The following is a 15,121-nucleotide window of genomic DNA, read 5'->3' on the forward strand; positions in this document are numbered from 1 at the left end:
ATTGCCCGGGCTGTTCTAAAACGGCGACATGTTCTATTCAGTCTACACACCGGAAGAGGGGAAATCAGTGCTTGAGCGCCTGCTCGGCATCCTTGTGCGTTTCGTAGATATGGGGCGCGACTTGCCGCTTAGCCAGGGCGTCGCCCAGTTTCTTGCGCAAAAAGGCGCTGGTGGTGAAACGGGTGGTATTGGCGTAGTAGCGATCCATCAAATATTTCACCATGGCGGTGTATTCATCCACCAGATCCTCGCGAATGTGGAAATTGTCGTAGTTTACAATGGTGTACACCTTTTTGTCGAGGGGTTTGAGCATGGATTCCACCAAGTTACGAATTTCCTGAATCTCATGCTTCTGCTTGATGGACAAGGCCTCGAAATTGACAAAAAATTGATTGGCTTCTGGATCGTAACTCAGCCGGCTGGCCAGGGGCAGCACCACCATCTGCTCGCGCAGCCCCATGGGCGCGGGCCGGAAAATGCGGGCATCCATGGTCTGCAAAGGATCGGCCACCACCGGCGCAAACCCCATGCGGGACAGGATATCGCGCTCCAGGTCCACGCCCGGTGCGATCTCGGTCAACTCCATGCCCTTTTCGGTGAGCCGGAACACGCACCGCTCAGTTATGTAGAGGGCCGATTGGCCCTTTTGCAAGGCATAGGGGCCGCTGTAGGTGCGGTGCTCCACCTGGTCGACGAATTTGCGCGCCTTGCCCTCCTGCTCAATGCGCAACTGCCCGTTGTCCACCGCCACGCGCAGGCCACCGGCAGTGAAGGTGCCCACAAAGACCACCTTCTTGGCATTCTGGCTGATGTTGATGAAGCCACCGGCACCGGCCAGCCGCGGACCGAACTTGCTCACGTTGAGATTGCCCTCTTTATCGGCCTGGGCCAGCCCGAGGAAAGCCACGTCCAGTCCACCACCATCGTAGAAGTCAAACTGGCTGTTCTGGGGAACCAGGCTGGTGATGTTGGTACCGGAACCGAAGTCGAGGCCGCCGGCCGGCACGCCGCCGATGATGCCGGGCTCGGCGGTCATGGTGAGCAGGTCCATGATCCGCTCCTCGTTGGACACTTCGGCCACGCCCTCCGGCATGCCGATGCCCAGGTTGACGATGTCGTTGGCCTGCAGCTCGAAGGCGGCGCGCCGGGCGATGATTTTGCGTTCTCCCATTTTCATGGGTGGCAGGGATTGCAGCGGAATGCGGATTTCGCCGCTGAAGGCCGGGTTGTAGGGGGTACCGAAGGTTTGCCAATGGCGTTCGGGTGCGGCCACCACCACGCAATCCACCAGAATCCCGGGAACGATCACGTCCCGCGCCTGTAAGGCCCCATGGTCGGCCACGCGCTCCACCTGGGCGATGACGAATCCGCCGGAATTCTTGGCCGCCTGGGCCATGGCCAGACCATCCAGGGTCAAGGCCTCCTTCTCCATGGTGATGTTGCCTTCCAGGTCCGCCGTCGTGCCCCGCAAAATGGCCACGTGAATGGGAAACGCCTTGTAAAACAGCCACTCCCGTCCGCCCAAGGTGATCCGTTCCACCAGCTCATCGGTGGTCTTGGCATTGAGCCGGCCACCGCCGAAACGCGGATCCACGAAGGTATCCAGCCCCACATGGGTGACGGTGCCGGGCTTGCCGGCGGCGATGTCCCGGTAGAGGTGCGAAATGACCCCCTGGGGAAAATTGTAGGCCTCGATCCGCCCTTCAACAGCCAGTTTCTGCAGTTTGGGCACCAGGCCCCAATGCCCGCCCACCACGCGCTTGACCATGCCGTCGTGGCCCCAATGGTTCAGGCCGCGCTCCTGGCCGTCGCCCTGGCCGGCGGCGTACACCAGGGTCAGGTCGCCGGGTGCACCGCTGTTGAGAAACCGCTCCTCGAGGCAAATGGCGATGTGCTCGGGAAAGCCGGTACCCACAAACCCGCTGGTGGCGATGGTGTCACCGCTGTTGATCAGCCCCACCGCATCCTCACCGGATACCACTTTGCTTTTTCTCGATATCTGGGTCGTCATGTCCTTTACGACCGGATGGGTGCGTTCGGATTGCACCTGCTTTTTATCCTGATCCATCCCACGCCTCCTTGTCTGCCGCTGAAAAGCGATTGCACTGAAAACGGACGTTGCGGTTGCCGAGCAATAGCAGTGATGCCATCGCCTGCAGCCCTTTTCCGAAACCAAGCAGCAAGAATGGTGCCTATGCCGACGGCAACGGTGGGGGAAGTGCATTCGACCTTTTCAGCAAAAGGCTTCGAAATAACGGCACCGCCTTTGCAAGTCTATTTTTGTCACTTCATGAACCCCATCATCAGATACGGCGGCCGCCACAGGCCGCGCTCACAGGAGGAGATCATGCTGGACATTCGTGATGCAGTGGCCGTCATTACCGGCGGCGCCGGCGGCATCGGCAAATCCCTGGCACAGGCGTGGATCGGCAATGGCGGCAAGGTGGTCCTGGCGGATGTGGCGCCCGAGCCGTTGGCCCGCACCCAAGAGGAACTCCGGGCGGCCGGCGGGCAGGTGGAAACAGTGGCGTGCGACATCACCCAGGAAGCGGATTGCGCCCGCCTGGCGGACCGGGCCATCGAAGCCTTCGGCGGCATTCACCTGGTAGCGCCCTTTGCCGGCATCATTCGCGACGGTCTGATGGTGGCCACCGACCGCCAGACCGGCAAGGTCAAAGGCAAAATGAGCCTGGCCGATTTCCAGTCCGTGATCGACATCAATCTCAAAGGGGTGTTCCTCACCATCCGCGAATGCACCGAACGGATGATCAACCACCAGTGCAAAGGATTGATCTGCACCATCTCCTCCACCGGCTCCCTGGGCACCGCGGGGCAGTTGAACTACGCCTCCACCAAAGCCGCCATGTCGGTCTTTCCCAAGGTGATTACGGCGGAGCTGTTCCGCCGCGGTCTGTCCGCTCAAATCCGCTGCGCGGCCGTGGCGCCGGGTTATGTGGGCACCCCCATGGTCAAGGGAATGGACCAACGGGCCCTGGAGAAAATTCTGGCCGATGTGCCCATCGGACGGCTGATCGAACCCGAAGAGGTGGTTTCCCTCGTTTTGGAACTGTACCGCAACGAAGCACTGGCCGGAGACGTCTATTTCATCCACGGCGGCCTGCGACTCGGCTCACGGGGGTAAACCATACGTATCGACCCTAAATAATGCGGTTATCCACACAATATAAGGAAGTGAGAAATTGGTTTGCCGGGGGGTGCAGATGATATGGAAATATCGGCTTGTCCTTCTTTCAAGCGACGTGCTGCAGTGTCTTATTCATCGGTGGGCATTGCTGAATCATCGCGCACTGCCCCCCATCAATCGACAGAATGCCTTAACTTAACACTTAAAACTTAAAACTTAAAACTGCCCTATATAATAGGGCCGGCAGCACCCATCTTGACGCCTCCCGTCGGACTGGATATCATTCATTTGTTGTATGTAACATTTGATGATACCCGAAACCGAACGCCGTACGGGAAAAGCCATGGGTAAAACAGCCGTTCACAAAACCGCGGTCCCTTCCGGAGACCCGCCGAACAAGGCCCGTGTCACGATGAAGGAGCTGTTTCAAGACCCCCACACGGTCGGGCTGTTTCTCGATCAGTTTCCCAACGGTGTTCTGATCACCGATCCCGACGGTTACGTCATCTTCATCAACAAACCCTATTCCCGATTTCTGGGACTCGACCAGCAAGCCCAGATCGGACGCCACTGCACCGAGGTGATCGCCACTTCGCGCATGCACATCGTCGGCAAAACAGGCCAGGCGGAAATCAACGCCGCCATGCTGATTCAAGGCGAGAACATCGTGGTGCAGCGGATTCCCATTATCAAAGAGGGCCGTAAGCTGGCGGTCTTCGGGCTGGTCATGTTCCATTGCATCCAGGATTTTCACAAGCTGGGCAACAAGCTCAAATTGCTGGAATCCAAGGTGGAAATTTATGAAAAGGAGCTGCGCGCCCTGCGCCAGACGCGCTACACTGTGGAAAGCATCATCGGCGACAGCGAAAGCCAACAGCGGTTGAAACAGTTGGTGTTCCGCGCCGCGGCCAACAACCTGACCGTGCTGATCACGGGGGAATCGGGTTGCGGCAAGGAGTTGTATGCCCAAGCCATTCACAACGCCGGCCCGCGCCGCCTCAAACCCTTCGTGCGCATCAACGCCTCGGCCATTCCCGCCGAGTTGCTGGAGTCGGAGCTGTTCGGCTACGAAAAAGGCGCCTTCACGGGCGCCAAGTCCAGCGGCAAACGCGGCAAATTCCACATGGCCCATCAGGGCACCCTCTTCTTGGACGAGATCGGCGACCTGCCGCCCGCCATTCAGCCCAAACTGCTCCGCGTCCTGGAAGAGAAAGAGTTCGACATGGTGGGGGGCACCGCACCGGTACACTCCGATTTTCGGCTGGTCGCCGCCACCAACCGCAACTTGGAAGCCATGGTGGAAGAGCGTCGCTTCCGCTCGGATCTTTACTATCGGCTCAACGTGTTCAATATCCACATACCGCCACTGCGCGAGCGGCCCGACGACATTCTGCCCCAGGCCCGTTTTTTTCTCAACGACCTGGCGGAGGAGTGGTCCATTGCCACCCCGACCCTGGCGCCGGAAACCGAAAAGGTGCTCAAGGCCTACCCCTGGCCCGGCAACAGCCGTGAGCTGCGCCATATTCTGCAAAGAACCATGGCGACCCTGGACAACGACACCATTCACCCCGGGGATCTGCCCCTGCACCTGCTCACCCGGGCCTGTCCCTCCCACCCCATGGCGGTTTCCCCCCTCAAAAAGACCGTCCAGGACGCCGAAATCAAGGCGATCCAGGCCGCGCTCAAGGCCTGTGACAACAACAAGGCCAAGGCGGCCAAGATGCTCTCCATTCACCGCACCCTGCTCTACCGCCGCATGAAACAATTGGGAATGGAAATCTGACCCGTCACCACCGCATCATGGGCAGCGGCCGCAAGGGATAGCGCAGGCCCCAGTGCAGACCCAAGCGTATCAACAGGGCATGAAACCCCAGGCGCGGAAACACCGCGCGCAGCTCCGCCAACCAGGCTCGCGGCAAGCGGGTGGGCAGAGCGAAGAGGCACACATCCAGCCAGTCAGCCCGTCGAAAGGGCTCCACGAGGTGACGGGCGGGACCTTGCCAAGGCGTCACCTTGTGGTGTTGCAGAATCATGGCTTCAATTTCTGTTCGCCACCCCACGCGACCCGTTTGCTGCAGATAGGCCTCCAGGTGGCTCACGGACGGTTGCAGGTAGTCGAATGTCCCCGCCAGCCAAATCCCGATGTCGTGAAAGGCGGCCGCCAGGGCCGTTTTCTCCATGTCTTCCCCTCTAACCCCGCCCAGCCGCACCGCCATGTGGAACACGCGGTACACATGATTGCGGTAAGGCAAGAAAGCATCCCCCAGCGGCTCACGCCACTGCTCGAAAAGCGCATCGATGACAGGGTGGTGTCGAGTCGGTTCCATGGCGTTTCCTTTCATGGTTTGAATGGGAGCACAGCGGCCGCACCCGGAGCCGCCCCGGTGGCCCTGATGACTTGCCCCCGGCGCCGAAACCCGATGGCGCTGATCCGGCCTTCCCCCTCGTATGTCGGAATATGGTGCCTTGCCCCTTGTTCCGCCTCTTGATCTTTGTTATCCAACGGGCATGTTCATCTTATGGGAACCCCATCGACAGGTCAAACCGGCTAAGATCGCGCACACCGACGGGCGGCGCCATGCACCGTATGAATGAAAACCGGCCGCCCCCGGCAACCACCCAAGGGACTGTCGCGCCGCCATCCGGAACGCCCCGGCACACCTGCATCGTCTGCGGCCGACGATCCGCGCGCTTTTTCCAGAAGGTGGAGACGCAAACCTACAGAAGCTGCCACGCGTGCGGCGCGATTTTTCTCCATCCGGACCAGCGGTTGTCGGCCGCGGCCTCCTTCGAGCGCTACCGCCAGCACCGCAACGACCCGGACGATCCCCGGTATCGGCAATTCCTGGCGCAACTGGTCGACCCGTTGCTCGAGCGCCTATCGCCAAACCGACTCGGACTCGATTTCGGCTGCGGCCCCGGACCGGCCCTGGCATGCATGCTGCGCGAAGCCGGCCATCGGGTGCGTTTGTACGACCTGTACTTTCACCCCGACCCTGAAGCACTGACGCTGTGCTACGACTTCATCACCTGCACCGAAACCGCCGAACACTTCCACCGGCCGCGGGAAGAGTTCGAGCGCTTCGACCGACTGCTCAAGCCGGGCGGCTGGTTGGGTCTGATGACCTGTTTTGTAACGGACCCTGAACGGTTCGCCAATTGGCATTACCGCCGCGATCCGACCCATGTTGTTTTTTACCGCAAACGCACCCTGGCGGACATCGCCCGCCGGCTGGCCTGGCACTGCGCATTTCCGGCAGCCAACGTGGTGTTGATGCAAAAGCCCCACGCGACACATGACGGGAGGTGACATATGATCGGCGCCATCGCCGGCGACATCATCGGCTCCATTTACGAAGCCAACCCCATCAAAACCAAAACCTTCCCCCTTTTCCATCCCCGTTGCCGCTTCACGGACGACACGGTGCTCACTGTCGCCGCGGCCCAAGCCATCCTCACGGACCGGGATTATGGCCGCTGGTTCAGGGAGATCGGCCGTCGCCACCCCCATGCGGGCTACGGCGGCAGCTTCATCCGCTGGCTGCTCACCGATGCGGCGCCGCCTTACAACAGTTGGGGCAACGGCGCCGCCATGCGGGTCAGCCCCGTGGGCTGGGCCTTCGACGATGCGGCCACTGTTTTAGAAGAGGCGGCCCGCACAGCGGAGGTGACCCACAACCATCCCGAAGGCATCAAAGGCGCCCAAGCGGCTGCCCTGGCGGTCTTCCTGGCCCGCACCACCGGCGACAAGGCGCTGATCAAAACCAAAATCAGCCAACGCTTCGGTTACGATCTGGACCGCAACCTGGACGCCATCCGGCCCGCCTACGATTTCGACGTGTCGTGCCAAGGCACGGTGCCCGAAGCGCTGATCGCCTTTCTGGAAGCGGATTCCTACGAGGATACGGTACGCAACGCCGTCTCCCTGGGCGGCGACAGCGACACCCTGGCGTGTATTGCCGGCGCCATCGCCGAAGCCTACTTCGGGCCCGTGGCACCGGAACTGCTGGAAAGGGTGAAGCACCGCCTCACCCCCGACCTTTGGATCATCACGGAACAGTTTTACCGACGTTTTGTGCAGCGGCAGCAGGATTGAAAGCGTGCTTTAAAGAGTAACCCCGTATAGCTTCATTTTGCTGAGCAAAGAAGGGTGGCTTATTTCCAGAAGACGGGCCGCATGGGTGCGGTTGCCTTCGGTGGCTGTGAGGGCCTTGATGATCATCTCCTTCTCCATGATGCGCTGCGCCTGTTTGATGGAGTAGCCCTCGAAGGCGAACGTCCCTTCCCGTGGTGCCGCGGCGCGGCAGGCGGGCAGATCGAAATGGCGTTCGCGAAGCTGTTCGCCGTCGGAAAGCACCATGGCCCTTTCGATGACGTTTTCCAACTCCCGCACGTTGCCCGGCCAGCCGTGGCGCAACAAGCGGGCCATGGCCGCCGGCGCGATGGATTGGACCGCGCGACCGAGAGAAGCGTTGAACTGCTCGATGAAATGGCGGCAGAGCAGCGGGATATCTTCGCCCCGTTCCCGCAACGGCGGCAGATCGATGCTGACCACGTTGAGACGGTAGTAAAGATCTTCGCGGAAAGTACCGTCGGCCACCATCTGCATCAAGTCGCGGGAGGTGGCGGCGATGACGCGCACATCCACCGTGCGGCTTTGGGTCTGGCCCACCGGCCGCACTTCGCTCTCTTGCAACACCCGCAGCAGCTTGACTTGCAGCGCCACCGGCATCTCCCCCACCTCGTCCAGAAAGATGGTACCGCCGTGCGCCTCTTCGAACAGCCCCTTGCGGGAGCGGTCGGCGCCGGTGAAGGCGCCTTTCACGTGGCCGAAAAGTTCACTTTCCAGCAACGCTTCCGGAATCCCGCCGCAATTGACGGGCACCAGGGGTTTACGCGAACGCGGACTCGCATGGTGAATGGCCCGGGCCATCAGCTCCTTGCCGGTGCCCGATTCTCCCAACACCAGCAAAGTGGTGTCGTAGGGCGCCACCTTGGCGGCCAACTCGAACACCCGTCGCATCGCGCTGCTCTTGGCCACCAGATTGCCGAACCGAAAGCGTTCTTCCATGCGCCGGATCTGGGCCAAATAGTGCTGATTCTCTCGCTTGAGCCGGTCCCGCTCTTCGGCTTTCCTGATGGCCAGCCGCACTTCGTCGCTTTTGAAGGGCTTGGAGATGAAATCGTAAGCGCCACGGCGCATGGCTTCGACCGCCAGATCGATGGTGCCGTAGGCCGACATCATGATGATGGTGGGTGCCGGGTCGGCGGACTGAATGGTCTTCAAGAAGGTCATGCCGTCCATGCCGGGCATCTTGATGTCGCAGAGCACATAATCGGCGGCGTGGGCCGCCAGATGGTCCAATGCCGCCTGACCGTCGGTGGCGGTGGTCACTTCGTAGCCATCCCGCTTGAGCATGCTGGCCAGCATGTGCCGCATGTTCTCTTCGTCATCCACCACAAGGATGCGGGAGGGCCCGCCGGAATCATCCTGCATGGGGGTCCCCCTCGCTGGTGCTGCCGTATCCCTGCGGTAATTGCGGCGGCCCGCCGGGTCGGGCCAGGGGCAGTCGCAGGGCCAGAACGGTGCCCCGGCCCGCTGGACTCTCCACGGTGATGGTGCCGCCCATCTGTTCGACGATCATGTAGCTGACGGCCAATCCCAAACCGGTGCCCCGGCCCGGGGGTTTGGTGGAGTAAAAGGGGTCGAAGACGACATCCAATTGATCGGCGGAAATCCCGGCCCCGTTGTCCTCGACGGCGATGGTCAACCAGCGATCGAGGCCGTCATGGTTATTGCCGTCCGTTGCCGTCGTGGCGATGACGATCCGGCCGGCTTCCCGCTGTCCGTCGACCTCCTGAATGGCGTCGGCCGCATTGATCAGCAGGTTGAGCAGCACCTGGCGCAATTGATCGCCGTTGACCCAAAGGCCGTCGTCAACCGCCGCCAGCCGGGTCTGCAGTTGGATTTCGGCCATCATGGGCTGGTGGGCCATGACCGCCGCCAGATCTTCGATCACCGCGTGGGCCGACACATGGTGGGCGCCGCTCTCCTTGGGCCGGGCCAAGTCCAGCAGTTGTGTGATGATGGTGTTGATGCGTTGAATTTCATCTTCGGCCCGTCGGGCGAAATCGTCGTGCTCCGCCGGTTCCAGATCGGGCCGTTTGAGCAGGTCGAGATAGCCGAGCACGATGCCGATGGGATTGCCGATCTCGTGGGCGATACCCGCCGCCAGGCGCCCCACGGCGGCCATCTTCTCGGAACGGATGATTTCCTTCTGTGCCAACTGCAATTCGGCATTGGATTGTTCGAGGCGGGCGACGGTCCGGGTCAAAGCCTCCCGGTCCTCGGCGATCCGCTTGAGCATCCGGTTCAGAGCCGACGAAAGCCGGTTCAACTCGCTGTCTTCGCGCCGGAAGGTGAAAAACATATCGTCCTGGTCGTCATAGGCGTCGGCCTGGCGCACGATCCGGTCGATGGGACGCAAGTAAATGCGGAAAATGCGGTAGATGCCCGCGAGGCACAGCACCGTCGTGTTGAACAGAATCATGATCAATACCGGTTTGTTGTACTGCCGCAGGGCGTCGTACAGTGGCGTAAGGGGCACGACGGCCGCCATGGCGAATCGGCCACGGCCCTCGTCCGGCATGGGAACGGCGATCAAGGCAGCGCTGGGATGCCACCAGAAAACGGCCCAGGTGCTCCCGAGCCGCTCGGTGGTCGCGCTGCCGTCACGCAGGGCGGTGGCGGCGGCCCGCTGCAACAGTACATCGCCATACACCTCCCCGGTTCGCTCGAAAAGGGTCTGCCCCTTTTCGTCCACCAGCAGCAAGGCCGACCACTCTTCGGCCCGCAACATATCCGAAGCGGCAAAGGCGCGTGCGGCGGGGGGGTGTTCATCGGATGCAAAGGGTGGCGTCGTGATCAGCCGACTGATGGCCTCCATGCGCCGACGCTGTTGGGACAGGTGGTCCCGCACCAGCACCCCCTGGGCGAACAGCACCGCAAGGATGTCGGCGAGCAGGGCCGACAACAGCAGCAGAAAAGCCACATACAATGCGATCTTGCTTCGAAAACCACGCAAGGGCAATCACTCCGTATGGCCATGGAAGAGAGGGGCATATGCCAAGATAACTTCTTGGAACGATAGCACTTCCTACTTAATAAAGCAATGGGCGATCCATCGCCCGCCGGCGCAGCCGGCCGCCACCGACCGGGCAGTGGCACTTGCGTGCTTTCATGCCCGCAATTGCCCCCTCCCGCCGATTCTGTTAAGCTGACCCGGAGGAAGAAAGAACAGCGATGAGGCAACGGATGGATTTCAATCCCGACGCATATGAAAAGTTGCACACCCGCAACCTCCAAATGACATCCTACGGCTACCGGGCGGATGCCATCGTGCTGGAAGGCCGCTTGGTGGACGAGCGGTTTTTTCCTTCCCACAACTTGTTCGGCGATCACCGGCCACCGGGCATCGTGCACGACATGACCTTGCGCATGGTGATCGCCGGATCCGGTTTGGTCATCGAAGATATCGAGGCGCAAATGACCACGGTGCCCAACACGGAGTGCCGCGAGGCGCTGGCTTCGGTGGCGCCCCTCAAAGGCGAGCGCATCACCGGCGGTTTCACCGCCCGGGTGCACCAACGCATCGGTGGCGGCAGCGGCTGCGCCCATCTCGTGGCCCTGGCACGGGCCATGGCTTCGGCCGCCGTGCAGGGGGCCTATGCCGCCATGTCGCGCCAACCCCCGCCGGGCGGCACCTACCCCATGAAAAGCTTGCGCGCGGTGATCGACACATGCCACATCTGGCGCTCGGACGGCCCCCTGGTGCAACGGCTGCTGCGGTTGGCGGGACGCGGCAAGCAAAACAACGCTTAACCCCACAGGGCTCGCGCCGGTCGCCCCCGCACGCCGCCATGCCTTCGGAACAACCGTAACAAATGCCCAAACAACGCCTTTTCTATGGATGGTACATCGTCGCGGCCTGCTTTCTGCTCTGCCTGCTGTTCGCCGGTGCCGGGTTTTACTCCTTCAGCATCTTCATCCGTCCCATCGAAAGCGAATTCGGCTGGGACCGGGCGGCCATCTCCCTGACCATGTCCATCTACCTGATCGTCGGCGGGCTGGCCGGCCCTCCCTTGGGCCGGTTGATCCAGCGATTCGGACCCAAGCGGGTGATGCGGATCTGCGCCGTGCTGGCCGGCGCCTGTTTTATGCTGGTCAGCCAAACCCGGTCATTGTGGTATTTTTACACCGTCTACGCCCTGCTGGCGGCCGCCGTCTGCGGCATCGGGGTCATCCCGGTCAGCAGCCTGCTCTCCAACTGGTTCGACCGCCGACGGGGGACCGCTATCGGCTTCGCCCTGGTGGGCATATCGGCCGGCGGCTTCCTGCTGGCGCCCGGTGTGGGCCTGATCACGGCGGCTTACGGCTGGAAAACCGCCTTTTGGGTGATGGGACTGATAGTGTGGGCTGTGGGGGTACCGATCATCCACCTGGTGATCAAGGACCATCCTGCCGAGATGGGCTTGCGGCCCGACAACCAGCCCGAACCGCATCCCGATCCAGCGACGGGCGCAGCGGCCGCCGACGCTTTGTTCAGCGGATGGACGGCCGAAAGCGCCCTGCGCAGCCGCTCCTTCTGGCTCATCTTCGGCGCCTTTTTGCTGGCGCCCATGGCCCAGATGGGGGTGCTGCAACACCAGGTGCCGCTTTTGATGGACATCGGGGTTTCCGAGGCGGCGGCCGCCGCGGCTTTGGGACTGACGGCCGGCGTCGGCGGATTGGGCAAGCTGGGGTTCGGCCGCATCTCCGAGTCGTGGCCTTTCCGCTATGTGACCCTGCTCTGCTTCGGCCTGCAAGCCATAGCATTGACGTTGCTGCTGTATGTCCCGGCCAAGGCCATGGTCTGGTTCTATGCCGTCATCTTCGGCTTCAGCATGGGCGGCATCGTGGTGTTGATGCCCCTGGTGGTGGGTCATTACTACGGCTTGCGGTCCTTCGGTTTTCTACTCGGTGTGATCTGGGTGGCCAACGCCATCGGCGGCGCCGCGGGCACCTACCTGTCCGGCGTGATCTTCGACTTGTTGGGGGATTACCGTCTGGCCTTGATGGGCTTCACCATCGCCTACCTCGTCGCCATCGCGGCCTTTTTCATGGCGGGCCGACCTCGATCACAAGGACCGGAAGTCAGCGGCCGCACGACTTGAACGATTGTTTGACGGCCCGCAATGGATTTAAGCGCTTTGGCTGTCATCGACCGGCGCCGGATCTTCGTTGGCGTTGAACAGCGCCTCGATGGTGTGGCGGTCATATTTACCGGCAGCGGTCAGGGGTATGTGATCCACCACCTTGATCCCCCGCGGACGGGCATAGGGGTCCAATGTCTCGGCCAAGGCCCGGTTCAGATCGACGACCGTTGCCTCCCCTTCCACCAGAGCCATGATCTGATTCTCCCGGGCGCGCCCCACCGGCAAGGCCAGCACCAGTGCCTCGCGCACACCGGGCTGTTGTTTTAGCGCCTGGCGCACGGCTTCCAGGTCCACCCGCTTGCCGCCCACCTTGACGATCCCGTCCGCCCTGCCCAACAGGCGAAAACGCCCACCGGCGGCGGCCGCGGCCCGGTCGCCCATGGTGAAAGATCCAGTGCGGGCGTCAACCAACCCCGGCGACAGATAGTCGGATCGCACCTCCAACCGCTCATCGATGATGCGCACGGCCACCGTCTCATAGGGTTTGAAATCGGTTTCGCCATCGGCCCGCACCCGCGCAGCGATCCCGCCGGTTTCGGTGGAGCCGTAAATTTCCGCCACCCTGACGCCGGTTTGGGCATGAAAGGCGTGGGCATCCACCTCGGCCAACATGCCGGCCGAGGAAAAGGCCAGTCGCAGGCGGCGGGGCTGCCAAGGGTGCCCGTTCAAGGCCCGGTAGTGGGCCGGCACACTGATCAAGATCGTGGCATCGACATCATCGACCACCGCCTCGATCTCCGCAGGAAAGGAGGGCGCCGGGCCGGCCACCGCGGCCCGGGCCAACAACGGCGCCAGGATCGCGTAAAGCAGACCGTAGATATGATTGGGGCTGACGGTGGCCACCATGCGATCCGCCGCGGTGATGCGGTAATGTTCCACAATGGCGATGGATTCGGCCAGCAGGTTGCGTACCGTCTTGGTCCACATGGAAGGAGTGCCGGTGGAGCCGCCGGTGAACAGTCGCACCCACTCGTCCGAGGTGCGCTTCGGTATCAGCGCCATCGCCGGCGGCCAACAGCTCTCGGCGGGCGTGGGATGCAGCGCCGTCACGCCGTCCGGCAACGGGCGCGGTCCATCCACCACCGCATGATCGAATCCGGTCACAACCCGCACCTCCGCCAGCACGCCGGGCGACAGGCTGTAGGGCAGCACCAGCGCCGGGCCGCCCGCCAATGAAGCCAACAAAGCGGCGGCCACCACCGCCTTGTCTTCCGCACACAGGCAAACCAGCGGCGCCCGGCCCATGGCATCCCATTCGGCCAGCAAACAGCCGGCCATGGCGTACAAATCCGCATAGCGGGTACGGCCGATGACAAAATGGGATGCCCCCTCGTCCGGATCCGCCAACAGTCGCCCCATCCAGCGGTTCAATTCCGCTTCGCTCCTGACAAGATGTGTCGCTGCACTCAAAAGCGTCTCTCCATTCGCATGGCCATAACCAACAGGCATAAAATCCGAAAAATGGAGCCATAACACGCAGGGGATGGATTTGACAACTTACGCACTTTCCGACCGGCAGCACTTATCGCCGATTCGCCCCTTGACACCAAAGCCGCGCCTATATATTTATATGAGGTTGTACCACGTTCCAAAATAACCCACAGAACAGGTCATCGTGAATCGACATCCAGCACCCATTAGCAATTTCGAGTTTTCCCCTGAAGATATCAAAGAGGCGGTCCGCCGGGGCCGGCTGCTCTCCATGGAGATCGAGTTCAGCCTGCGCTGCAATTTTCGCTGCCCCTATTGCTATGTGCCCCGGGAAGACCAGCTGAAAAACGAGCTCTGTCTGGACGAAATCAGGGACACCATTCTGCAAGCCAAGGCCCTGGGCGCACGCAAGATCATCATTCTGGGTGGGGAGCCTACCATTTATCCCCACACCCTGGAACTGATCCGCTTCATGCGGGGCCATGAGCTGGAGGTGGAAATTTTCTCCAACGGCAGCGGCATCACCGCCGAGTTTGCCCGACAGTTGCATGCGATGCAGGTGCGGGTGGTGATGAAGATGAACAGCTTCGATGCGGAGCTGCAGGATCGCCTTTCCGGCCTGCCGGGAGCCCACCGGATCATCCACGACGCCCTGGAGCACCTCAAGTCGGCCGGCTATCCTTCCGCCGAACACTTCCTGGCGGTCAGCTCCATCATCTGCCCACAGAACATCGACGAGTTGCCCGGTATGTGGCAGTGGCTGCGGGAGCAGGGTATCGCCCCCTATTTCGAGATTATTACACCCCAGGCCAACGCCCGCCACAACGATTGGCTCATGGTGGATCCCCTGGAGCTGGAACGCTTTTTTCAGGATATCGCCGACATGGACCGGCGCCTGTTCGGCCAGGAGTGGGAGATCCAGCCCCCACTGGTGGGCAATAAATGCATGCGCCACAAATTCTCCTGCCTGGTCAATGCGCAAGGGTATGTGATGCCCTGCGTGGGGGTGACCATCCCGTTGGGCAACATCCGCCAACAACCGTTGACCAGGATTCTGGCCGAAAGCCAGGTGCTCAAGGATCTGAAAGACCACCGCCACACCATCAAAGGGCCTTGTCACGACTGCGACCGCGCCGAAGAGTGTTATGGCTGCCGCGGCGCCGCCTACCAGCTCACAGGCGACTATCTGGCCTCCGACCCCCTGTGCTGGCGTAACTGCCGCACTCAGAAGCTGCAGTGCGCATCCGCGGTCCCGCAGAAGCGGTCTGCCGTGTAACGGTCGCTTGCCGT

Annotated in this window: 12 protein-coding genes; 7 read left to right on the plus strand and 5 right to left on the minus strand. The window is 61.7% G+C overall.

Translation table 11 applies throughout. The annotated features are described in order from the left end of the window. Window positions 1-64 precede the first annotated feature (64 nt). Window positions 65-2,068, minus strand: coding sequence for an acyl CoA:acetate/3-ketoacid CoA transferase (locus MRX98_RS13420; RefSeq protein WP_246909644.1), 2,004 nt, complete (start codon window positions 2,066-2,068; stop codon window positions 65-67). 279 nt (window positions 2,069-2,347) lie between these two features. Between MRX98_RS13420 and MRX98_RS13425 the strand changes: the two genes are divergently transcribed. Both MRX98_RS13425 and MRX98_RS13430 read left to right on the plus strand, forming a co-directional pair. Next, window positions 2,348-3,142, plus strand: a complete 795-nt coding sequence (locus MRX98_RS13425; protein ID WP_246909653.1) for an SDR family NAD(P)-dependent oxidoreductase — start codon at window positions 2,348-2,350, stop codon at window positions 3,140-3,142. Between the two features lie 346 nt (window positions 3,143-3,488). Further along, a complete protein-coding gene (locus MRX98_RS13430) occupies window positions 3,489-4,928 on the plus strand; it encodes a sigma-54 interaction domain-containing protein (RefSeq protein ID WP_246909678.1) in 1,440 nt (479 codons plus the stop codon). A gap of 4 nt (window positions 4,929-4,932) precedes the next feature. Here the strand turns inward: MRX98_RS13430 and MRX98_RS13435 are convergent, their stop codons facing one another. Then, window positions 4,933-5,472 carry an HD domain-containing protein gene (locus MRX98_RS13435; protein ID WP_246909680.1) on the minus strand — a complete coding sequence of 180 codons (540 nt, stop codon included), beginning with the start codon at window positions 5,470-5,472 and terminating at the stop codon, window positions 4,933-4,935. A 251-nt stretch (window positions 5,473-5,723) separates the two neighbouring features. On the opposite strand from MRX98_RS13435, the gene MRX98_RS13440 reads away from it, so the two are divergent. Both MRX98_RS13440 and MRX98_RS13445 read left to right on the plus strand, forming a co-directional pair. After that, window positions 5,724-6,455, plus strand: a complete 732-nt coding sequence (locus MRX98_RS13440; RefSeq protein ID WP_246909689.1) for a class I SAM-dependent methyltransferase — start codon at window positions 5,724-5,726, stop codon at window positions 6,453-6,455. Window positions 6,456-6,458: 3 nt separating this feature from the next. After that, window positions 6,459-7,241, plus strand: a complete 783-nt coding sequence (locus tag MRX98_RS13445; protein WP_246909692.1) for an ADP-ribosylglycohydrolase family protein — start codon at window positions 6,459-6,461, stop codon at window positions 7,239-7,241. A gap of 9 nt (window positions 7,242-7,250) precedes the next feature. Here MRX98_RS13445 and MRX98_RS13450 read toward each other — a convergent pair whose 3' ends face one another. Both MRX98_RS13450 and MRX98_RS13455 read right to left on the minus strand, forming a co-directional pair. Continuing rightward, window positions 7,251-8,642: a sigma-54-dependent transcriptional regulator gene (locus MRX98_RS13450; protein WP_246909695.1), complete on the minus strand. Its 1,392-nt coding sequence runs from the start codon at window positions 8,640-8,642 to the stop codon at window positions 7,251-7,253. Continuing rightward, on the minus strand, window positions 8,632-10,230 hold the full coding sequence (locus MRX98_RS13455; protein ID WP_246909700.1) for a sensor histidine kinase: 1,599 nt from the start codon (window positions 10,228-10,230) through the stop codon (window positions 8,632-8,634). Before MRX98_RS13455 ends, MRX98_RS13450 begins: the two co-directional genes overlap by 11 nt. A gap of 230 nt (window positions 10,231-10,460) precedes the next feature. Between MRX98_RS13455 and MRX98_RS13460 the strand changes: the two genes are divergently transcribed. Both MRX98_RS13460 and MRX98_RS13465 read left to right on the plus strand, forming a co-directional pair. Beyond that, window positions 10,461-11,027: a DUF2889 domain-containing protein gene (locus MRX98_RS13460; RefSeq protein WP_246909702.1), complete on the plus strand. Its 567-nt coding sequence runs from the start codon at window positions 10,461-10,463 to the stop codon at window positions 11,025-11,027. 62 nt (window positions 11,028-11,089) lie between these two features. Further along, window positions 11,090-12,358: an MFS transporter gene (locus MRX98_RS13465; RefSeq protein ID WP_246909715.1), complete on the plus strand. Its 1,269-nt coding sequence runs from the start codon at window positions 11,090-11,092 to the stop codon at window positions 12,356-12,358. A gap of 27 nt (window positions 12,359-12,385) precedes the next feature. Here MRX98_RS13465 and MRX98_RS13470 read toward each other — a convergent pair whose 3' ends face one another. Beyond that, on the minus strand, window positions 12,386-13,810 hold the full coding sequence (locus MRX98_RS13470) for an AMP-binding protein (RefSeq protein WP_246909718.1): 1,425 nt from the start codon (window positions 13,808-13,810) through the stop codon (window positions 12,386-12,388). Window positions 13,811-14,015: 205 nt separating this feature from the next. On the opposite strand from MRX98_RS13470, the gene MRX98_RS13475 reads away from it, so the two are divergent. Next, a complete protein-coding gene (locus tag MRX98_RS13475) occupies window positions 14,016-15,107 on the plus strand; it encodes a radical SAM protein (protein WP_246909722.1) in 1,092 nt (363 codons plus the stop codon). Window positions 15,108-15,121 lie beyond the last annotated feature (14 nt).

This window comes from Desulfatitalea alkaliphila, assembly GCF_022968795.1.
In the GTDB taxonomy this organism is placed as follows: domain Bacteria; phylum Desulfobacterota; class Desulfobacteria; order Desulfobacterales; family Desulfosarcinaceae; genus Desulfatitalea; species Desulfatitalea alkaliphila.